18 protein-coding genes are annotated in these 19,065 nt (G+C 60.9%); 6 read left to right on the top strand and 12 right to left on the bottom strand.

Annotation, left to right across the window (positions count from 1 at the left end; all coding sequences use genetic code 11):
- Positions 1 to 3 precede the first annotated feature (3 nt).
- From JTP94_RS08900 to JTP94_RS08885, 4 genes are all read right to left on the bottom strand, one after another.
- Positions 4 to 387, bottom strand: coding sequence for a RidA family protein (locus JTP94_RS08900; protein WP_204850151.1), 384 nt, complete (start codon positions 385 to 387; stop codon positions 4 to 6).
- A gap of 10 nt (positions 388 to 397) precedes the next feature.
- Positions 398 to 2,005 (bottom strand): carboxyl transferase domain-containing protein, encoded by a 1,608-nt coding sequence (locus tag JTP94_RS08895; RefSeq protein WP_204850150.1) that lies wholly within the window; start codon positions 2,003 to 2,005, stop codon positions 398 to 400.
- A 35-nt stretch (positions 2,006 to 2,040) separates the two neighbouring features.
- The gene (locus JTP94_RS08890; protein WP_204850149.1) at positions 2,041 to 3,204 is read right to left on the bottom strand and encodes an isovaleryl-CoA dehydrogenase; all 1,164 of its coding nucleotides are present in this window, start codon (positions 3,202 to 3,204) and stop codon (positions 2,041 to 2,043) included.
- 69 nt (positions 3,205 to 3,273) lie between these two features.
- Positions 3,274 to 6,747, bottom strand: a complete 3,474-nt coding sequence (locus tag JTP94_RS08885) for an indolepyruvate ferredoxin oxidoreductase family protein (protein WP_204850148.1) — start codon at positions 6,745 to 6,747, stop codon at positions 3,274 to 3,276.
- Positions 6,748 to 7,241: 494 nt separating this feature from the next.
- Between JTP94_RS08885 and JTP94_RS08880 the strand changes: the two genes are divergently transcribed.
- Complete coding sequence (locus tag JTP94_RS08880; protein WP_204850147.1) at positions 7,242 to 7,901, top strand: glutathione S-transferase family protein; 660 nt, start codon at positions 7,242 to 7,244, stop codon at positions 7,899 to 7,901.
- Positions 7,902 to 7,909: 8 nt separating this feature from the next.
- Here JTP94_RS08880 and JTP94_RS08875 read toward each other — a convergent pair whose 3' ends face one another.
- Positions 7,910 to 8,806 carry a LysR substrate-binding domain-containing protein gene (locus tag JTP94_RS08875; protein WP_204850146.1) on the bottom strand — a complete coding sequence of 299 codons (897 nt, stop codon included), beginning with the start codon at positions 8,804 to 8,806 and terminating at the stop codon, positions 7,910 to 7,912.
- Between the two features lie 149 nt (positions 8,807 to 8,955).
- Between JTP94_RS08875 and JTP94_RS08870 the strand changes: the two genes are divergently transcribed.
- Both JTP94_RS08870 and JTP94_RS08865 read left to right on the top strand, forming a co-directional pair.
- Positions 8,956 to 9,141 carry a hypothetical protein gene (locus tag JTP94_RS08870; protein WP_204850145.1) on the top strand — a complete coding sequence of 62 codons (186 nt, stop codon included), beginning with the start codon at positions 8,956 to 8,958 and terminating at the stop codon, positions 9,139 to 9,141.
- A gap of 27 nt (positions 9,142 to 9,168) precedes the next feature.
- Positions 9,169 to 9,531 (top strand): MmcQ/YjbR family DNA-binding protein, encoded by a 363-nt coding sequence (locus JTP94_RS08865; protein ID WP_204850144.1) that lies wholly within the window; start codon positions 9,169 to 9,171, stop codon positions 9,529 to 9,531.
- On the opposite strand, the gene JTP94_RS08860 is transcribed toward JTP94_RS08865, so the two are convergent.
- A complete protein-coding gene (locus JTP94_RS08860; RefSeq protein ID WP_204850143.1) occupies positions 9,532 to 10,152 on the bottom strand; it encodes a glutathione S-transferase family protein in 621 nt (206 codons plus the stop codon).
- 153 nt (positions 10,153 to 10,305) lie between these two features.
- Positions 10,306 to 10,662 (bottom strand): DUF4406 domain-containing protein, encoded by a 357-nt coding sequence (locus JTP94_RS08855; RefSeq protein ID WP_204850142.1) that lies wholly within the window; start codon positions 10,660 to 10,662, stop codon positions 10,306 to 10,308.
- A gap of 124 nt (positions 10,663 to 10,786) precedes the next feature.
- Here JTP94_RS08855 and JTP94_RS08850 point away from each other — a divergent pair, with 124 nt between their 5' ends.
- The gene (locus tag JTP94_RS08850) at positions 10,787 to 11,542 is read left to right on the top strand and encodes a DeoR/GlpR family DNA-binding transcription regulator (RefSeq protein ID WP_204850141.1); all 756 of its coding nucleotides are present in this window, start codon (positions 10,787 to 10,789) and stop codon (positions 11,540 to 11,542) included.
- Positions 11,543 to 11,709: 167 nt separating this feature from the next.
- On the top strand, positions 11,710 to 12,186 hold the full coding sequence (locus JTP94_RS08845) for a DUF2127 domain-containing protein (RefSeq protein ID WP_204850140.1): 477 nt from the start codon (positions 11,710 to 11,712) through the stop codon (positions 12,184 to 12,186).
- 32 nt (positions 12,187 to 12,218) lie between these two features.
- Here JTP94_RS08845 and JTP94_RS08840 read toward each other — a convergent pair whose 3' ends face one another.
- Positions 12,219 to 13,226 carry an asparaginase gene (locus tag JTP94_RS08840; RefSeq protein ID WP_204850139.1) on the bottom strand — a complete coding sequence of 336 codons (1,008 nt, stop codon included), beginning with the start codon at positions 13,224 to 13,226 and terminating at the stop codon, positions 12,219 to 12,221.
- A gap of 286 nt (positions 13,227 to 13,512) precedes the next feature.
- Between JTP94_RS08840 and JTP94_RS08835 the strand changes: the two genes are divergently transcribed.
- Entirely contained in the window at positions 13,513 to 14,937 is a 1,425-nt protein-coding gene (locus JTP94_RS08835) for an MFS transporter (protein ID WP_204850138.1), read from the top strand.
- Here JTP94_RS08835 and JTP94_RS08830 read toward each other — a convergent pair.
- The 4 genes from JTP94_RS08830 to JTP94_RS08815 form a co-directional block, all read right to left on the bottom strand.
- Positions 14,918 to 15,916, bottom strand: coding sequence for an NAD(P)H-quinone oxidoreductase (locus tag JTP94_RS08830; protein ID WP_204850137.1), 999 nt, complete (start codon positions 15,914 to 15,916; stop codon positions 14,918 to 14,920). The two genes, JTP94_RS08835 and JTP94_RS08830, sit on opposite strands and share 20 nt — an antisense overlap.
- A gap of 78 nt (positions 15,917 to 15,994) precedes the next feature.
- Positions 15,995 to 17,800, bottom strand: a complete 1,806-nt coding sequence (locus tag JTP94_RS08825; protein WP_204850136.1) for a GGDEF domain-containing protein — start codon at positions 17,798 to 17,800, stop codon at positions 15,995 to 15,997.
- Positions 17,801 to 18,011: 211 nt separating this feature from the next.
- Complete coding sequence (locus tag JTP94_RS08820; protein ID WP_204850135.1) at positions 18,012 to 18,263, bottom strand: amino acid ABC transporter; 252 nt, start codon at positions 18,261 to 18,263, stop codon at positions 18,012 to 18,014.
- Between the two features lie 224 nt (positions 18,264 to 18,487).
- On the bottom strand, positions 18,488 to 19,036 hold the full coding sequence (locus JTP94_RS08815; RefSeq protein ID WP_204850134.1) for an HdeD family acid-resistance protein: 549 nt from the start codon (positions 19,034 to 19,036) through the stop codon (positions 18,488 to 18,490).
- Positions 19,037 to 19,065: the final 29 nt, after the last annotated feature.

Genomic DNA, 19,065 nt, shown 5'->3' with positions numbered 1-19,065 from the left:
TCCCTATTGCGCGGCGATAACCTCGATTTCGAGCAGCCAGGCCGTATCGAAAATACCTGCTATCACCACCGTCATGGCCGGCGTGAGCGAACCCAGATATTCACTGCGGATCTCGCGGTTCTGCATCGTGTGATGACGGTCGGCAAGAAAGGTCGTCACCTTGACGATATCGGCCTTGCCCATGCCGGCCGCTTTCAACTGGGCATCGATATTAAGCCAGACCTGGCGGGCCTGGGCCTGGAATCCCTCGGGAAGCGTATCGTCGGCATTCGTCGGAATCTGGCCGCTGATGAACAGCAGTTTCTCGAAATTCTCGAGCTTTACCGCCTGGGCATAGCCGCCGCGCGGCTGCGGCGCGTTCTTGGCATTGATGGCATCGCGTTTCATCTCAATCTCCTTACATCCTGAACAAGCCGAAGCGTGTGTCTTCGATCGGCGCATTGAGCGCGGCCGAAAGCGACAGCGCCAAGACATCGCGGCTCTTGCGCGGATCGATGATGCCGTCGTCCCAAAGTCGGGCCGAGGCATAGAGTGGATGGCTCTGGGTTTCGAACATCTTCAGCGTCGGCGCCTTGAAGGCAGCCTCGTCCTCTTTCGTCCAGGGCTTGCCGGCACGGGCCAGCGCCTCGCCGCGCACCGTTGCAAGCACACCGGCCGCCTGCTCGCCGCCCATCACGGAGATGCGGCTGTTGGGCCAGGTCCAGAGGAAGCGCGGCGAACAGGCACGGCCAGCCATGCCGTAATTGCCGGCGCCGAAGGAGCCGCCGATCAGCATGGTGATCTTCGGCACTTTCGTTGTCGCTACCGCCGTCACCAGCTTGGCACCGTTCTTGGCGATGCCCTCCGTCTCGTATTTTCTGCCGACCATGAAGCCGGTGATGTTCTGCAGGAAGACCAGCGGGATCTTGCGCTGCGAGCAAAGCTCGACGAAATGCGCGCCCTTCAGCGCCGATTCCGAAAACAGCACGCCATTGTTGGCGATAATGCCGACGGGAATGCCGTGGACATGGGCAAAGCCGCAGACCAGCGTCGCACCGTAGCGCGCCTTGAACTCATCGAAGCGCGAGCCGTCGACGATGCGGGCGATCACCTCGCGGACGTCATAGGGCGTGCGCGGATCGGAGGGGACGATGCCGAGGATTTCCTCCGCATCGTAAAGCGGCGGCTCAGGCGCAAGCAGCTCGACGGTGACAGGCTTGCGGCGATTAAGATTGGCGACCGCCTGCCGGGCAAGAGCAAGCGCATGCGCGTCGTCGCGCGCCAGGTGGTCGGCAACGCCGGAAAGGCGCGTGTGGACATCGCCGCCGCCGAGATCTTCGGCCGAAACAACCTCGCCGGTCGCTGCCTTGACCAAGGGCGGGCCGGCGAGAAAGATCGTGCCCTGCCCTTCGACGATGATGGCCTCGTCGGACATGGCGGGCACATAGGCGCCGCCTGCCGTGCAGGAACCCATGACCACGGCGATCTGCGGAATGCCGGCCGCCGACATATTGGCCTGATTGTAGAAGATGCGGCCGAAATGATCGCGATCGGGAAAGACCTCATCCTGGTTCGGCAGATTGGCGCCGCCGGAATCGACCAGATAGAGGCAGGGCAGATCGTTTTCCGCCGCGATCTCCTGCGCTCGCAGATGTTTCTTCACCGTGACGGGATAATAAGTGCCGCCTTTGACCGTCGCATCGTTGCAGACGATCATGCAATCGCGGCCGGAGACCCGGCCGATGCCGGCGATCAGGCCGGCTCCCGGTGCGTCGCCGCCATAGAGGCCATGGGCTGCCGTCGTGCCGATCTCCAGAAACGGTGTTGCGGGATCGATCAGTCCCATCACCCGGTCGCGCGGCAGCATCTTGCCCCGGCTGACATGACGCTCACGCGCCGGCGCCCCGCCGCCTTCCGCCGCCTGCAGGGCTGCAGCTTCCGCCACGCCGATCGCCTCCAGCATGGCGGCACGATTGTCCCTGAAGCGATCCGTATGCGTCGATATCTCTGATTTCAGGACGGTCATGCGGCTTCACCGTTAATGGGAATGGAATTGCGCAATCAGGCAGTTTCGGCAAACAATTCGCGGCCAATCAGCATGCGCCGGATTTCGGAGGTGCCTGCGCCAATCTCGTAGAGTTTGGCGTCGCGCAGCAGCCGGCCGGCCGGATAGTCGTTGGTATAGCCATTGCCGCCGAGTGCCTGGATGCATTCGAGCGCCAAGGCCGTCGCCTTTTCGGCGGAGTAAAGAATACAGCCGGCCGCATCCTTGCGGGTCGTCTCGCCGCGATCGCAGGCGGCGGCGACCGCATAGACATAGGCGCGGGCGGCATTCATCGTCACATACATGTCGGCAAGCTTGCCCTGCATGAGCTGGAACTCGCCGATCGACTGGCCGAACTGCTTGCGCTCATGCAGGTAAGGCAGCACGACGTCCATGCAAGCCGCCATGATGCCGACGGGGCCGCCTGATAGTACGACGCGCTCATAATCGAGGCCCGACATCAGCACGCGAGCGCCGCCATCGACCTGGCCGAGCACATTTTCCTCGGGCACTTCACAATCGAGAAAGATCAGCTCCGAGGTATTCGAGCCGCGCATGCCGAGCTTATCGAGCTTCTGGCCGACGGAGAAACCAGCAAAGCCCTTCTCGACGATGAAGGCAGTGATCCCGCGCGGTCCGGCATCTGGCGAGGTCTTGGCATAGACGACGAGGACATCGGCGTCCGGGCCGTTGGTGATCCACATCTTGGTGCCATTCAGCACGTAGCCGCGCCCGCGCTTTTCGGCATGCAGCTTCATCGACACCACGTCCGATCCCGAGCCAGGCTCGGACATGGCAAGCGCGCCGACATGCTCGCCGGAAACCAACTTCGGCAGGTAGCGCTCCTTTTGCTCCGTCGTGCCGTTGCGGTGGATCTGGTTGACGCAGAGATTGGAATGGGCGCCATAACTCAAGCCGACGGAGGCGGAGGCGCGGCTGATCTCTTCCATGGCAACGGTATGCGCGAGATAGCCGAGGCCGGCGCCGCCATAGGCGTCATCGACGGTAATGCCGAGCAGGCCTAGTTCGCCCATCTCCCGCCACAAATGCGTCGGGAAACTGTTGTTGCGATCGATCTCGTCGGCAAACGGTGCAATGCGGCGGTCGGCAAAGCGGCGCACCTGGTCGCGCAGCGCGTCGATCTCCTCGCCAAGCGCGAAGTTCAATCCCCCTTCAAACATCCGGCTTCTCCTCCCCTACTTCCCAAACGCATCTATGGATATGTCTGCTTCATATCCGCCCGGAAGCCGTCAGGCCGCGTCGGCCGGAACATGCTGCTTCTCCCGCGGCGCCTCATAGGCCTTCAGCTTGTCGACAATCCTGGCCATGATCTTTCGGGCAGCCTCCTCCTTGACCGGGCCGAAGCCTCTTATCTCATCGAACAATGAGAGGATGGCAAGGGCTTCCGCCTCATTGTCGTGATTGAGGCCCGCAAGCACACGCCCGGCGATCCCCTCATATTCGGCAATCAGGCGGCGCTCCAGCCGGCGCTCCGCCATGTAGCCGAAGGGGTCGAGGGCCGTGCCGCGCAGGCGTTTCATCGGCGCAAGCATGCGCAGCAGCGGCAGAATCCAGGCACCGAATTCGCGCTTCTTCGGCCGGCCGTTCGGATCCTTGCCGCCAAGGATAGGCGGGGCGAGATTGAGGGCCAGCTTGAAATCGCCTTCCATCTCGTCGCGAAGATGCGCTTCAAAGGCAGGATCGGTCAGAAGCCGCGCCACCTCGTATTCGTCCTTATAGGCGAGCACCCGCGCATAGGTGACGGCAACGGCGAAGGGCACCTTGTCCGAAAGGCGCTCCCTTGCGGCCAGGGCGTTGGCGCGGGCGACGAACGCGGCATAGCGATCGGCAAGCGCAGCATTCTGATAGGCCATCAGATGCGCCTTGCGGTGCTTGATGAGTTCATCCAGGCTCATGTCCGCCAGCGTCTTGCCAGTCTCCGGCTCGGCCATCATGTCGTGTACCGATTGCGGATCATGGGCGAGAAGCCTGCCCCAATGGAAGGCAGCGAGGCTGGCCTTGACGGCGACGCCGTTGAGCTCGATCGCCTTTTCGATCGCTTCGAGCGACAACGGCAACAAGCCGCGCTGCCAGGCAAAGCCGGTCAGCATGATATTGGTCGACATGGCGTCGCCGGTGACCTCGGTGGCAACATGGCCGAAATCGAGGAAGACGGATTTATCGCTCACGGTCTTGGCGATCGCATGCTGCACCGAGCCGACCTTGAAATCGAAATCGCGGTTGCGGACGAAATCGGCGACCGGCATCAGGCCGGTATTGACGATGGCCGTGGTGCGCATCGAAGAGCAGAGCGTGATCGCATCCTTGGACGCGCCGACCACTTCGTCGGCTGATAACAGCAGATCGGCGCCGCCATTGACGATACGCGACGAGGTGACATCAGCCTGGTTGAGACCGATACGCAGATGGCTCATGACAGCGCCGCCCTTTTGCGCGAGGCCGGCCATGTCGAGGATCATCGGCACCTTGCCATCGAGATGGGCGGCCATGCCGAGAATGGCGCCGATGGTCAGGATGCCGGTGCCGCCGACGCCAGCAATGGCGATATTCCACGGCCGTTCGCCGATGACGGGGATCTCCGGCATCGGCACTTCAACATCCGCATGTTCCAGCGCCTTCCGCTTGCGGCGTTTGCCGCCATGGACCGTCACGAAGGAAGGGCAGAAGCCTTTGACGCAGGAGAAGTCCTTGTTGCAGCTCGACTGGTTGATCTGGCGCTTGCGGCCGAACTCCGTCTCCAGCGGCTCGACGGAAATGCAGTTGGATTGCACCGAGCAATCGCCGCAGCCCTCGCAAACGGCCGGATTGATGAAGACGCGCTTGGCCGGATCCTCCATCAGGCCGCGACTGCGGCGGCGGCGCTTTTCCGCCGCACAGGTCTGGACATAGACGATCGCCGAACAGCCCTGCGTCTCGCGCAGCGTCAGCATCACCTGATCGATATGGTCGCGGTGCAATACCTTGACGCCAGGCGCGAGCTCGGAGGCACGATAGACGCCGGGATTGTCGGAGAGCAGGTAGATCGGCGTGACGCCCTCGTTATGCAGCTGCTTCGTCACCAGCTCCGGCGTCAGATAGCCGTCGATCTGCTGTCCGCCGGTCATCGCGACAGCGTCGTTATAGAGCAGCTTGTAGGTGACGTTGACCTTGGCGGAGACGGACTGGCGGATGGCGAGAATGCCGGAGTGGAAATAGGTGCCGTCGCCGAGATTGACGAACATGTGCTTTTCGTCGGTGTAGCGGGCAATCGCCGTCCAGGGCACGCCCTCGCCGCCCATCTGGGTGAAGGTCTCGGTGTTGCGGTCCATCCAGGTGACCATGTAGTGGCAACCGATGCCGGCGATGGCGCGGCTGCCCTCGGGAACACGGGTGGACGTATTGTGCGGACAGCCGGAGCAGAAGAACGGTGTGCGATTCACCGGCGCGACATGGCTGCGGCTGATCTGGCCGCGCTCGGCGAGATAGGCGAGCTTGGCAGCGATGCGGTCGTGCAACGACGGATCGAGATCGAGCTTGACGATGCGCCCCGCGATGGCTCTGGCGACAGCACCTACGGTCAGTGCGGCCGAAAGGCTGAGATAGGGTTTGTCGTGTTCGTCGAACTTGCCGACGATGCGGGGGCGGACATCGGCGCGCCAGTTGAAGAGCTGCTGCTTGATCTGATTTTCGATGATCTCGCGCCGTTCCTCGACGACAAGCACCTCGTCCAGCCCCTCGGAAAAATGCCGCACGGCCTCCGGCTCCAGCGGCCAGGGCATGCGGACCTTGAGGATGCGCAGGCCGATCGCGGCCATTTCCTTCGGGCCGATCTCCAGCTCGCGCAGCGCCTGCAGCACATCCTCATAGGCCTTGCCCGAGGAGATAATACCGAACCGGGCATTGGGCACGTCATGGGTCACTTCATCGACGCGATTGGCGCGGGCAAAGGCGATGGCGGCATAGGCCTTGTAGGTCTGCAGACGATCGTCCTGCACCAGAGGCGGATCGGGCCAGCGAAGGTTGAGGCCGCCGGGCGGCAGCTCGAAATCGGTCGGCAGCACGAATTGCCGCCTTTCGCTCGATAGATCGACGGCAGCCGTCGTCTCGACGGTGTCGGCGATGAACTTCATGCCGACCCAGCAGCCGGAATAGCGTGACATGGCGATGCCGAGCAGGCCGTATTCGAGGAATTCGTGAATGGATGAGGGATAGAGGACCGGAATGACGGCCGACATGAAATCATGGTCGGTCTGGTGCGGAATGGTGGAGGACTTGGCGGAATGGTCGTCGCCGGCAAAGCAGAGGACGCCGCCGTGCTTCGATGTGCCGGCAGCGTTGGCATGTTTCAGCACGTCGCCGGAGCGGTCGACGCCGGGGCCTTTGCCGTACCAGATGCCGAGCACGCCATCCTTGCGCGCACCAGGCGATAGGCCGACCTGCTGCGTGCCCCAGACGGCGGTGGCCGCAAGATCTTCATTGATGCCGGGCTGAAAGGTAACGTCGTGGGCGTCCAGGTAAGTCTTGGCTTTCAGGAGCTGCTGGTCGTAACCGCCGAGGGGCGAGCCGCGATAGCCTGAAATGAAGGCTGCCGTATTGAGACCGGCGGCGTGGTCACGCCGCATCTGGGTCATGGGCAGTCGCACCAGCGTCTGCAGGCCGGTCATGAAAACCCGGCCGTCCTCTGCGGTATATTTGTCGTCTAGCGATACGCTGGTTGCAAGCATCTGCTCTCCTCCCGAGATCGCAGTCACCGATTGCGCATATGCGTTTTCACCGAATGCCTCCTACCGCATCCAATGAAACCACGACTCGAATGTAACATGCACGGTCACTAATTTCCGAACGAAGGCTGGGCATCGGCAGCATGATTTGCAAAGATTTCGGGCGGCTTGCGGATATTTTCGTGCTTGTCTCCGGCGCCCACCATCCGCCCTCGCCCTTCGAGGCTCCGGCTTGCAGCCTCCGCACCTCAGGGTGAGGGCTGGTCCTTCGCAGCTAGCCTCCAACATCACCCTGCCTTTTCACTGCAAGCCGTAAGGCTAGCCCCGCCTCATCCTGAGGTGCATTTCGGAGCACAGCGCAGAAATGCCTCGAAGGACGGGGCGGCCCCGACACCCCCCATCCATCACAAGCTTTGATCCGGATATCAGCGGATACCCCTTCCTTTCGCCAGTACCCGCCAATAACCTCGCTCGACTCAAAAACTCGGGAGAACGACATGCTGACGATCTATGGCGTCTATCGCTCGCGTGCATCGCGCAACTACTGGATGGCTAGGGAGATCGGCATCGAGTTCAACTCCGTGCCGGTCATCCAGGCTGGCCGTGTCGCCAATCCGCTTGCCGCCGATGCCCCGATCAACACGATGTCGCCGGAGTTTCTGGCCGTCAATCCGATGGGCATGATCCCCTGCATCAAGGACGGCGACCTCATCATGCATGAATCGCTTGCCATCAACCTCTATCTCGCCCGCAAATATGGCGGCCCGCTCGCCGGCAAGACGGTCGAAGAGGAAGGCATGATGTCGATGTGGACCATGTGGGCCGCGACCGAAGTCGAGCCCTACAGCGTCGCGATCGTCCGCATCTATGACAATGCCCAGGAGAATAGCGAGCCCGGTAAGGCCGGTATCGCGGTTGCCTGCCGCTCGCTGAAAAAGCCGCTGGATGTGCTGGAAAAGCACCTGCAAAATCAGGATTACCTCGTCGGAAACCGCTTCACTGCCGCCGATCTCAACCTGGCGGAAGTGCTGCGCTATGCGCAGACGGAACAGGAACTCTTCGACAACAATCCGCAGGTGAAAGCCTGGATCGAACGCTGCCAGTCACGCGACGGCTACAAGGCCATGCAGGCGTCACGCGGCAAGGAGCCGGTCTGATATTCCAGCTATTGGAAGAGACGCATGCTCTCTTCCATCTCCTCGCGGATCCAGGCCTTGAAGGCAGTGACCTTCTTCGCCTCGCGCGCACCTTCGGCGGTGATGAAATAATGGCCGAAGCCGGTTCTGGCGCGGATGCCGAAGGGGTCGACGAGGCACTTTTGCTCCAGCGCATAGGCTGCCAGCGTCTGCCAGGCGAGCATCGCACCCTGCCCCGCCATGGCAGCATCGAGGCAGAGCGACGCGTCGTTGAAGACGTGCCGCTCTTCCATGCAGCGGCCGGAGAGCCCAGCCTCGCGAAGCCAGACATCCCATTTGAACATCGCGTGTCCGTCGATGACTACGGGCACTTTCAACAGGTCGGCGGGTTCGCGAAGCGTCGCGGCGATCTGCGGCGTGACGACCGGAAAGATTTCCTGCGCCAGCAGCAGCTCGGACTTGACGCCCGACCAATGCCCGCTGCCGACCCGGATGCCGATATCGACATCCGACGTTGCGGGGTTGACCAGCTGTGTGGTGGCATCGATACGCAGGCGGATATCCGGATGGCGGCTGGCGAAGCGATCAAGCCGGTATACCAACCAACGAGCAGCGAAAACCGGCGCAACTGAAATTGTCAGAATATTGTCGTCCCTGTGCTGCGCAAGGGCGACTGCGGCCGACAGCGCCTGAAATCCCTCCCGAAGCCGCGCCAGCACCGAAGTCCCTGTCTCCGTGGTCGTCATGCCCTTGGGTGCGCGCTCGAACAGCGGCCGGCCCAGCTGCGCCTCGGCCTTGATGACCTGTTGGCTGACGGCGCCGATCGTGACCCCGAGCTCATCAGCGGCGGCTTGCAAGGAGCCAAGCCTGCCGACCGCCTCGACGGCGCGAAGACCATTCAGATGAACGCTGTTGAGATTCTTCATATAGAATATCTATATCAGCATCTCGTCATTCTCAATTGCATAAAGCGGGCATAGGCGCGATTATTGCAGCATGGAATTGAAAACTGCCGCCGCCCGCCCGGCTGATGCCCTCATGGTTGCATCGATGCGGAGATCCAAGGAGGCATGACATGTCTATATTGAAGCTTTTCTTCAGTCACTTGCTGGATGAGGATCGCAAACCGGAAGACGATCCGCTGCAACACCCAACGCTTGCGGCCATGTCGCTCGAGGAGTTGGCCGATCTGCCGCTGATGCCGGAAAATCTGGGGCGTCCTATGGACAAACGGATCATTCAGCCGGAAGAATGCGCGTAAGAGAGACTCTATATCCCCGGCACGAGCATGACCTCACCTGTCGACATGGATAGCATCGCTGCCCGCCTGCAGCAGCTCGTCGCGCGGGCGCAGCTGCCGGGCGTCGAACCTGGTGCGCATTATGGCCTGCCCGCCTTCAAAGTTGGCGGCAAAGCATTCGTCACGGTCAAGAACAACGAGACCGTCGTGCTGGCCATCCCCATCGACCGCAAGGAGCAATTGATGGAGATGGCGCCGGAGATTTATTTTCAGACCGATCACTATGTCGGCTGGCCGTCCCTGCCCCTGCGCATTACCGCGATCGGCGACGAGGAACTGCAGCAGCGCTTGATCGAGGCGTGGCAGTACCGCGCCCCGAAGAAGCTTCTGGCGGCATTCCGCCAGATGTGATCAGCCCTGCTCGACGGCAAGCGCCTTCCGAACGGCTGGGCGCTCAAGCATGCGGGCATAATGAGCGCTGACCTTCGCGAAACGATCGCGATCGACGCCGTCGCCGGGCAACCAGTTTTCCATGGTGAAGAGATAGCCGTCGGCGACCGTATACTGCTCGCCCATGACCCAAGGACCCTTCAGCATCTTGTCTTCGATCAATGCAAAGCTTTCGGCCATGGTCTGCGGCACTTTTGCCTTCATCGTCTCGATTGCTGCCGCATCGTCGGTCCAGCGATAGCCGCGCCCCTTGTGCGAATGGTTCACATGGACGGTGGAGGCGATATAGCTGTTGAAGGCCTGCATCTCAGCGAATTCAAAGGGATCGTCGAGCGGCGCAAGTTTTGCCGCGGGCGCGATCTGGGCGATATAGGTCATGATCGCAATATTTTCCGTAATGACGCCCTTGTCGGTCACCAGCGCCGGAACCCGTCCCTTGGGGTTGATGGCGAGATATTCCGGCTGGCGCTGATCGCCGTTGGCAAGGATGAGGCGCCGGGGCTCATAGGCAAGACCCGACTCTTCCAGGGCAATCAAACTGGCGAGCGCGCAGCTTCCGGGTGCAAAATAGAGTGTCAGCATATTCTCTTCCTCGGTTCGACTCCGCGGAAAGCTAAAGGCAACCGGGCAAATACGGAAGTGGCTGGCGTTGATAGCCGCTACAAAAGGTTTTGATCGATCAAGCTGGCATGCCCATCCCCATGACATCGGATCACGAGGATGGGCGGCCGGCGATCAGGTGCAGCCGGGCACGTCTTCCAGCTTGAACCAGACGGGAATGCCGCGCTCGCGGGCGATGCGAACATCATTGTCGGCGCCCTTGGAATCGCCCGGCAATCTCAAAACGCCCTCGCAAAGCTGCAACAGGCGACCGGCAGTCGGATGGAAGATCTCCTCATAGAGGTCGTCGCCGATGCTCTTGCCGCCGGCGCCATGCCAGACCGGCAAGGCAACCCACTCGCCGATGACAGGCAGATGTCCGGCCTTGAACAGAGCATAGGACGGTGCTTCCAGCCGCTTGAGATTCTCGGCCATTTTCGCGGGATCATCCCCGGTGCCGGAGCGATACGGCCCGGCGATCAGGATCAACATGTCACATCTCCTTTTTCCTCCTGCTCACTGCAGGAATTTGCACGAATATGCGCATATTTTCTTGAATGTCGAATCGATTCTGATATATTCACGAAAATTCATGAATTATCGTGCGGAAACAGACATGCTGACCAGCCAGAGAAAAGCCCTCATTCTCGATATTCTGCGCCGTGACGGCCAAGTCATCGCCAAGGTGCTGGCCGATGATCTCGGCCTCTCCGAGGACACGATCCGCAGGGACCTGCGGGAAATGGCTGGGGAAAAACTGCTGAAGCGGGTGCATGGCGGCGCGCTGCCGCTCTCGCCCGACCTGCCGGACTTCTCGGCCCGGCAAAGCGTTTCTTCGGATGAGAAACGTCGGCTCGGCGCCTATGCGGCCAAGATGGTTCGTCCGGGCCAGACCGTGTTTCTCGATGGCGGCACCACCAACGCCGAGATTGTCCGCCACCTTCCGAAGGATCTCGCCGTCACCATCGTCACCCACAGCCCGACCATCGCCGGCGAGCTGGAACATCATCCCGCCGCCGATGTGATCCTGATCGGTGGCAAGCTCTACAAGCATTCGATGGTAGCGACGGGCGCGGTGGCCATGGCGGCGATCGCTTCGATAAGGCCTGACATGTTCTTTCTCGGCGTCACCGCCATCCATCCCGCTCGCGGATTCTCGACCGGTGACTTCGAGGAGGCCGCCATCAAGCGGCATATCGCGCAATGTTCGGCGGAAACCTATGTGCTGGCAACGCGCGAGAAGCTGGACGCGGCCTCCCCTTGCCAAATCCTGCCGATGACGGGCGTCTCCGGGTTAATCGTAGCGTCCGATGTCCCCGAGGAATGCCTGGCGCCCTATCGCGATGCGGAGGTTTCTCTCTTGATGGCGTGATGAAAGTGCCACCATTCAACGGCCGGAAAAAATGCGGCATTGGAAATTGCTTCGCAATGATCATGATCCGGCCGAAGATTGATCCTATGCCGGCCGGGTATCGGTGCGTTTCATGACGGCCGCCGATCAGGCCGACCAAGAACGTCCCATAGGGGTCACGATCGCATATGAACGAACGCCGAATTCACCAGCTCTTCGAAATCAGCGTCCTGTTGAAGGGAGCACATGCACTGATCGAATGTATCGGCGGCATCGTCCTTGCGCTCGTCAGCACCGAGTCGATCCTTCGGCTGGCGAACAGGATCACACAGCCTGAACTCCTCAACGATCCGAAGGACTTCATTGCGACGCACCTACTCGCCTGGGCGCAGGATTTCTCCGTCGGCACCAAGAACTTCTATGCCTATTACCTATTGAGCCACGGGTTGGTGAAGGTATTGCTCGTCATCGGCTTGCTCAGAGGCAAGATGTGGGCCTACCCGGCATCGCTGGTGGCTTTGGCGCTTTTCATTGCCTACCAGCTCTATCGCTTCACCGACACGCACGGCATAGGGCTCATCATCCTCACCGTCTTCGACCTGGTGGTCATGGTTCTCATCTGGCAGGAATACAGGGTCGTGCGGCAACACATGCCGGCCGAATAGAACGAAAATCGAGCGAAATCGGCTGGGGAATACTACGCCGTCAAAGCCGCCGCCGGCCTGATATTCCCGACATGGATGCCGTTCCAATTCTTGAACGCCCTATTGGCCATGGCCATGAGGCCGGCATGAACTTCGCCATCCTTTTCGAAGAAGCGGGCAAGCGCCGTCGTCACCATCACTTCAGCCGCGCGACTATTGCCATCATCGCATTTGACTGAGATGGCGACGCCCTGCTCGGGGATCGCGGCACAAAAGACACCTTCGGCGCCGGTCTTGGCAAAAATGCGGCCAGGGGCGATCTGCATCAGCTTCGTGCAGGCGCGGTCGGTGCCGGCGACGTAGAACGGCTCGGCCATGCAGGCCTCGAACAGCCGGCGTGACGCCTTGGCGCGCAACGGCTCCAGGCCGACGCCGGTCGCCATCCTGGCAAAGCCGTGCGCGAGCCCCTTGAGCGGCACTGCATAAGTCGGGATCGAGCAGCCGTCCGTGCCGCAATTGTCATGGCCGAGAACCGCCCCGGTCAGGCTTTGCATCGTATCGCGGATCTGCTGTTGCAGCGGATGGTCGTAGCCGACATAGCCTCTGGGATCGATATCCTGATGACAGCAGGCGCAGACGAAGCCCGCGTGCTTGCCCGAGCAGTTGTTGTGCAGCGCCGTCGGCTTGTCGATGGTGCGGGCCTGATGGATTGTTGTCTTCAGATCGGAAGACCAATGCGCGCCGCATTCGAGCGTGCCGACATCGCGACCGGCGCGGGCGAGCATGGATGCGGCGAGCGCGACATGCTCATCCTCGCCATTGTGGGAGGAACAGGCGAGCGCCAGCTCCCTGTTGCCGAAACCATATGCATCGGCGGCACCGCTTTCGACCAGCGGCAAAGCCTGCATCGCCTTGCAGGCGGAGCGCGGAAACACGCCCCGTTCGATATCGCCGACCGAAAAGACCAGCTTCCCCTCTCCGTCGACCGCAACGACGGAGCCGCGATGGCGGCTTTCGACCAGGGCACCACGGGTGACTTCGACGCAGACGGGATTGGACATGACGGGATGCAGCCTCTGATTTGCTAGTTGGCCAGTGATAGCCGCTGCACCCCGGATTGCCAATCTCCGATGACATCGACCGCCCTCAAAAAGGCCGCAGCCGAGACGGCTCCGATCCTTTCGTCGCGACAGCAGGTCCGATGCCGCGGTCGGATCAAATTCAGAACTCAATCAGCGATCAATTCATTTTCCAAGTTATAACTTGTTTTAATTTGGTGGTCATGCAATTTTCCAATTTATAACTTGGAAAATAATCATCCACTAGGGAAAATGCCGAGGATCAACGATGTCGAGCATCGAAAACACCGTGCCACCCGAACCCGCCTCCCTCTTCACACTGTTCTCGCCAAGGCTCCTGCCCGCGACGCTGATGCTCGGCGGTGGCGTCACGCTCTACGCCGTCGAATCCTACATCACCGCGACTATCGCCCCCTCGATCGTTCGGGATATTGGCGGCCTCGAATTGTTCTCCTGGATGACGACGCTCTTCGTCGCCGCCGGCGTGCTAGGGTCGATCACCGTTGCAATCCGGCCGCGGGGCATGGGTTTGCGCAGCGTCTATGTTGCGGCAGCGCTCACCTTCGGCGCAGGAAGCCTGATTTGCGCCGCCGCGCCGTCAATGCCGGCGCTGTTGGTCGGCCGCGCCGTGCAGGGCTATGGAGCCGGCATGCTGTCCGGCCTGGCTTACGCTTTCATTCGTTTCGTCTATCCCCCACCCTTATGGCGTAAAGCCTCCACGCTCTATGCTGCCATCTGGGGCGTGGCGACGGTACTCGGGCCAACGCTTGGCGGCATCTTCGCCGGCGGAGGCGCCTGGCGCGAGGCCTTCATCATCCTTGTGCCGCTGACCGTCGTGATGACCCTTTCGGCGCGGTGGCTGCTGCCAAGCGTCGCCGACGACCGGGCGGACGGCAAGACGCCGCTTATCCAGATTGTGCTTCTGCTTGCCGCCGTCCTGCTGGTCAGCATCGCGGGCACGAGTGAGCATGGATCCTATAAAATCGTGTTGATCGCCGTTTCGATCCTGCTCGTGACGGCGATGGTATTGATCGAGCGCAAGAGCGATACACGGCTGCTTCCATATGGCACCGTCATGCTCGCCAACCCGATCTCGCGGCTCTATCTGACGATGTTCACACTCATGCTGGTGCTGACGAGCGACATCTACATCCCCTATTTCCTGCAGACGCTGCATGGCGTTACGCCCTTGGTCTCGGGCTATCTCGTTGCGCTGGTGGCGCTCGGCTGGACGATCGGGGCTTTCTTCAGCGCCTCGTTTTCGGGCAGGCAGGCGGCCGTCGCCATCGTAACCGGCTGTATCCTTGAAACAGCCGCCACCGCATCCTTGATCCCGTTCATGGCGACCACTGCTTCCTTCGGCGATCTTCTACAGCTCGCGCCCGCCGTCGTCGCCATGTTCCTTATGGGCTTCAGCGTCGGCCTCGGCTGGGCGCATCTCGTCACCAGGATCATCGGCATCGCCAGGCGCACCGAGCAGGACAAGGCATCGGCAGCGATCTCGATGGTCCAGTCGCTCGGCGGCGCATTCGGTGCGGCGCTCGCCGGCGTCATCGTCAACGGCGCGGGACTGACCCATCCGGGCGGCATAGCCGGAAGCCTGTCGGCGGCGACCTGGCTCTACGCGCTGATGGCGCTGCCCGGCCTGATCGCCATCGCCATGTCCGTCACGATCAAGCCAGCTTCAGCATGATCTTGCCGATGTGGTTGCTGGTCTCCAGCAGCCGGTGCGCCTCGATCACATCGTCAAAGGCAAATACCCGATGAATGACGGGGGCAATCGTGCCCTCGTCCAGCAGCGGCCAGACCTGGGAGACAAGGTCGTCGCGGATGGCCCGCTTTTCCTCTGCCGTGCGCGGGCGCATGGTCGACCCGGTCACCGTCAGGCGCTTGACCATGATCGGCTGCAGATTGACCTTGTCAGCCACGGCGCCGCCGAGGAAGGCGATGATCGAGAGGCAGCCGTCGCGGGCGAGCGACGCCAGATTCTTCTCCAGATAGGCAGCCCCGATCATGTCGAGGATGATATCGACGCCATGGGCCGTTTCCGCGTTGATGACCTCGGCGAAATCTTCCTGCCTGTAATTGATGGCCCGCTTCGCGCCGAGCTTCTCGCACGCCTCGCACTTTTCTTTCGATCCGGCCGTCGTGTAGACCGTCGCGCCGAAAGCGCGAGCAAGCTGGATCGCCGTCGTGCCGATGCCGCTGGAGCCGCCATGGATCAGCACGCTTTCGCCTTCGGTAAGGCCGGCCATCTGGAAGAGATTGGCCCATACGGTGAAGAAGGTTTCGGGGACCGCCGCGGCGCGCACGGCATCATAGCCATTCGGAAACCGCAGTGCCTGACCGGCCGGCAGCACGCAATATTCAGCATAGCCGCCGCCATTGGCGAGGCCACAGACGTTGTTGCCGATGGCGAACTCCTTGACGCCGGGGGCGACGTCGACGACCTCGCCGGCTATTTCGAGACCCAGTATTGGGCTGGCATCCTTCGGGGGCGGATATGTGCCCTGCCGCTGCGCCACATCAGGCCGGTTGACGCCGGCAGCTTCGACACGCACGAGGATCTCGCCCGCTTTCAGAGCCGGCAGAGGCTTCCGGGCAATGATCATGACCTCGGGTCCGCCGAAAGACGGCAGATCCACGAAACGCATTTCAGACGGCAAGGGCATGGCACATTCTCCTCTCCAGTAAAGCAGTGGAGATAGTTTAGCGCAGGACGCTTGAAAAGGAGCGAATGTGGGAGGGCGTCAATTCGTCTCGGCCAGACTGAGCAATGCGACGCCGGCGGCGCTCTCCTTTGCCTTCGTCTTGATGCCTGCGATGGAGGTGCTGACGCGGTTGATATTGTCGATCACCAAACCTTCGGGCAGTTGCAGGATGCCGATGGAGCAGCGCATCAGCGGGAACTCGGCCTCGACGCCGCTACGGTCATGACCGCGAATGCGGCCGGCCGCCCGGTCCTCGGCCGAATAGAGATCGAGAACATCGGCATGAAAATCGGCAAGCAGCCGGTCCAGGATTTCGCGAAGCTCTTCCCTGCTCCAGCCGGTGACGCCGATGAAGAAATCGTCGCCGCCGACATGGCCGAGAAAATTGCGCTCGGCGAAGAAATAGCGGCGCATCAGCGCCGCGAACAGCGAGATGGCATGATCGCCGAGATGAAAGCCGTAGGCATCGTTGAACGGCTTGAAATTGTCGAAATCGCAATAGCAGAAGTGCCTGACCTCATCACCGTCGCGGCCGGCACCCTGCATGAAATCGTGGATCGCCCGATTGCCAGGCAGGCCGGTCAGCGGATTCTGATCCTGGGCGATCTTGAGCTGTTTCTCGTTGATGACCTTGATCAGCGACGCTGCCGAAACAATGCCGGCATAATGCGTGCCCTCGGTGACGATCAGGCAATCGCTGCTTTCCATATTGGCGAAGATCGCCATCAGCGTATCGGCATCGGAATCGAGGCCGACGATCGGCGCCATCTCGACGAAATGCGAGATCGAGCGCTCGTAGACCTTGTTCTTCAGGAGATCGCGGCCGAAGGGCTGATAGATGTATTCCTTGAGCTGGTATTCATGGATGATGCCGCGCGGCTCGTCATTGGCGTTCACGACAGGGAAATAGGCCCGGCGCGGATTGCGGCGAAAGAGCTCGAAGACGCTGTCGATGCTGTCGCTCTCGCGAATGGTCGGCAGCACCTCGATCTGCTTGCGGATGAGAATTTCATCCAGGGACTGGCTGTTGCGCATCGTTTTGCCAAGGTCCTGCAAATGCGGGAAGCTCTGTTTCAGTTCATTGACCAAAACCGTCGGGCGAGCAATGAACCAACCCTGGACGAGATCCACCCCGAATTCGCGGCAGGTCAGGAACTCCGCCTCGGTTTCGATGCCTTCGGCAATGACGCGCGTACCGAGGACATAGGCGATATTGACGAGGTTTCTGAGAATGTGGCGCTTGCGGACGCTGCGATCGATATCGACGATGAGATGCCGGTCGATCTTCAGGTAATCGACGGGATAATCGGACAGAAGCTTCATTTCGCCGTGGCCGACGCCGAAATCGTCGATAGCCAGCTTGAAGCCCGCATTGCGCATCCGGGCAACCAGATCACGGAACTCGGGCACGCTCGTATTGTCGAAGCGCTCGGAAAACTCGAAGCAGACGGAGGAAGGGGCGACACCCGCCTTTCTCATATGCTGCAGCAAGCCGTCGACCAGCGCGACGCCCTGCGGGATCAACCGGACATCGAGATTGAGGAAAAGAGTGGCGGCAACGGCATTGGGCAGGGTAGCGAATTTCGCCAGTGCGCGGCTTGTGACCATCTGTTCCAGCCCGAAAAGCTGGCCGGTGCGCTCGGCTTCGTCGAGTATATCGACCGGGCTGTCGAAACCGATGCGCTCCTGTCCGCGCATCAGGGATTCATAGCCGAAAACAGTGCCGGTGCCGGCCTCCACGATCGGCTGGAATGCATTTTCGATAACGAGTTTGGCGAGAGTGACAATCTGGTCGCTGGCATACCGGCGCAATACGCCCGCCTCGACTGCGGCAGTCAGGGACATGCCCATCTCCACTTGCGGATTCTTGATCTAATTATTTGAGTAAAACTTTGGATTTACCGCGTTTACAACCCAAGATGCGCCATAAGGCGTCAACGAAACCTTTCCCCTCCGTGAAAGTTTCGTGAATGGTAAAGGTATATTAACCATCCATTCAGCGGCCACGACCAAGGGATCGGCGACGATCCTCCGATATTGCGGGTGGCCTTGCGGCTCAGTTGTGCCGGCGTCTCTCCGCCTCGTAGTCGGCGAACATATCAGCAACGCAACGGCTGCTTTTTACCGCCGTTTCCAGATCGTTGGCTGCTTGCGGCACATCGCAAATGTCGCCGCGCTTGCGCGCGGCATCCCACATGCGAAGGGCCTCCCGCACGACTTCACTGCTCGAGGCGTAGGTGCCGGTGTCGACTGCGGCACGAATGCCTGCGGCCTGAAGCGGAGAGATGGAAACCGTTACCATCGGCATGATATTCCTCCCTTGACGTTGTTACGCATAATTTTCCGCTGGAGACATAGTGCGGCTTTAATCGGTGCCTTTGAGGCATGTCCTTCAGACATGCGTGCTCCAGATAATGGCACCGTCGTTACATCGGTTCGACGCCGCTCCGCCCTACACGGCAGAAGGCAGAGAGTAACGCTGCTCACGCTCCTTGTCAAAAAGTAGTAGTTCGTTACTCCTTAGGAAGCAGCTTATCGCCTGAGGAAGAGGCCGAAGGCCACCAGCGTCCAGCCCTGGAAAATCAGATCAAACGCCAGGAAGAGACCGAGAATCCACAGGCTGTTGACCGGCCAACCAAGCGCGATGGCGATGCCGGCGATGGCGGTTGCGACGCCGCTGATGACGATCCAGAACCAACCGCTCTCGGGCTTCACCTTGCGGCCGACCCAGACACGAAATGTGCCGGCGATGAGCAGCGCGATGGCGAGGAACAGGGTCAATGCCTCGGAGGCCAGCAATGGATTGGCAAAGGCAAGGACGCCGGCAAGCGTATAAAGCAGACCGCTGAGCACCCAGAACAGGATATGCTCCCAACCCCGTACCTGAAAGGCATGGGCCAGATGCACGATGCCACCGATCAGCATCAGCATGCCGACATAGAACACCGAGGCCACGGTAGCGATAAAAAGATTGCCGAGTGCGATGCCGCCGCAAATCAGCAGCAGCATGCCGAGGCCAACGAACCAGCCCCATTTGTCGCGCATTGCAGATGGGGGAACTTCACTAGGAATATCGACCATGAACGTACCTCCTCCTGCAAGGAAGTATG

This window comes from Martinezella lusitana, assembly GCF_016901135.1.
Taxonomy (GTDB): Bacteria; Pseudomonadota; Alphaproteobacteria; order Rhizobiales; family Rhizobiaceae; genus Rhizobium; species Rhizobium lusitanum_D.
The sequence above is the reverse complement of the archived record's forward strand: the minus strand, read 5'-3'. Positions and strand labels throughout refer to the sequence as shown.

Bases quoted from the DNA above. Each gene is read 5' to 3' on its own strand.
- JTP94_RS08900 (WP_204850151.1), bottom strand. From the start codon at position 387: ATGAAACGCGATGCCATCAATGCCAAGAACGCGCCGCAGCCGCGCGGC.
- JTP94_RS08895 (WP_204850150.1), bottom strand. From the start codon at position 2,005: ATGACCGTCCTGAAATCAGAGATATCGACGCATACGGATCGCTTCAGG.
- JTP94_RS08890 (WP_204850149.1), bottom strand. From the start codon at position 3,204: ATGTTTGAAGGGGGATTGAACTTCGCGCTTGGCGAGGAGATCGACGCG.
- JTP94_RS08885 (WP_204850148.1), bottom strand. From the start codon at position 6,747: ATGCTTGCAACCAGCGTATCGCTAGACGACAAATATACCGCAGAGGAC.
- JTP94_RS08880 (WP_204850147.1), top strand. From the start codon at position 7,242: ATGCTGACGATCTATGGCGTCTATCGCTCGCGTGCATCGCGCAACTAC.
- JTP94_RS08875 (WP_204850146.1), bottom strand. From the start codon at position 8,806: ATGAAGAATCTCAACAGCGTTCATCTGAATGGTCTTCGCGCCGTCGAG.
- JTP94_RS08870 (WP_204850145.1), top strand. From the start codon at position 8,956: ATGTCTATATTGAAGCTTTTCTTCAGTCACTTGCTGGATGAGGATCGC.
- JTP94_RS08865 (WP_204850144.1), top strand. From the start codon at position 9,169: ATGACCTCACCTGTCGACATGGATAGCATCGCTGCCCGCCTGCAGCAG.
- JTP94_RS08860 (WP_204850143.1), bottom strand. From the start codon at position 10,152: ATGCTGACACTCTATTTTGCACCCGGAAGCTGCGCGCTCGCCAGTTTG.
- JTP94_RS08855 (WP_204850142.1), bottom strand. From the start codon at position 10,662: ATGTTGATCCTGATCGCCGGGCCGTATCGCTCCGGCACCGGGGATGAT.
- JTP94_RS08850 (WP_204850141.1), top strand. From the start codon at position 10,787: ATGCTGACCAGCCAGAGAAAAGCCCTCATTCTCGATATTCTGCGCCGT.
- JTP94_RS08845 (WP_204850140.1), top strand. From the start codon at position 11,710: ATGAACGAACGCCGAATTCACCAGCTCTTCGAAATCAGCGTCCTGTTG.
- JTP94_RS08840 (WP_204850139.1), bottom strand. From the start codon at position 13,226: ATGTCCAATCCCGTCTGCGTCGAAGTCACCCGTGGTGCCCTGGTCGAA.
- JTP94_RS08835 (WP_204850138.1), top strand. From the start codon at position 13,513: ATGTCGAGCATCGAAAACACCGTGCCACCCGAACCCGCCTCCCTCTTC.
- JTP94_RS08830 (WP_204850137.1), bottom strand. From the start codon at position 15,916: ATGCCCTTGCCGTCTGAAATGCGTTTCGTGGATCTGCCGTCTTTCGGC.
- JTP94_RS08825 (WP_204850136.1), bottom strand. From the start codon at position 17,800: ATGTCCCTGACTGCCGCAGTCGAGGCGGGCGTATTGCGCCGGTATGCC.
- JTP94_RS08820 (WP_204850135.1), bottom strand. From the start codon at position 18,263: ATGCCGATGGTAACGGTTTCCATCTCTCCGCTTCAGGCCGCAGGCATT.
- JTP94_RS08815 (WP_204850134.1), bottom strand. From the start codon at position 19,036: ATGGTCGATATTCCTAGTGAAGTTCCCCCATCTGCAATGCGCGACAAA.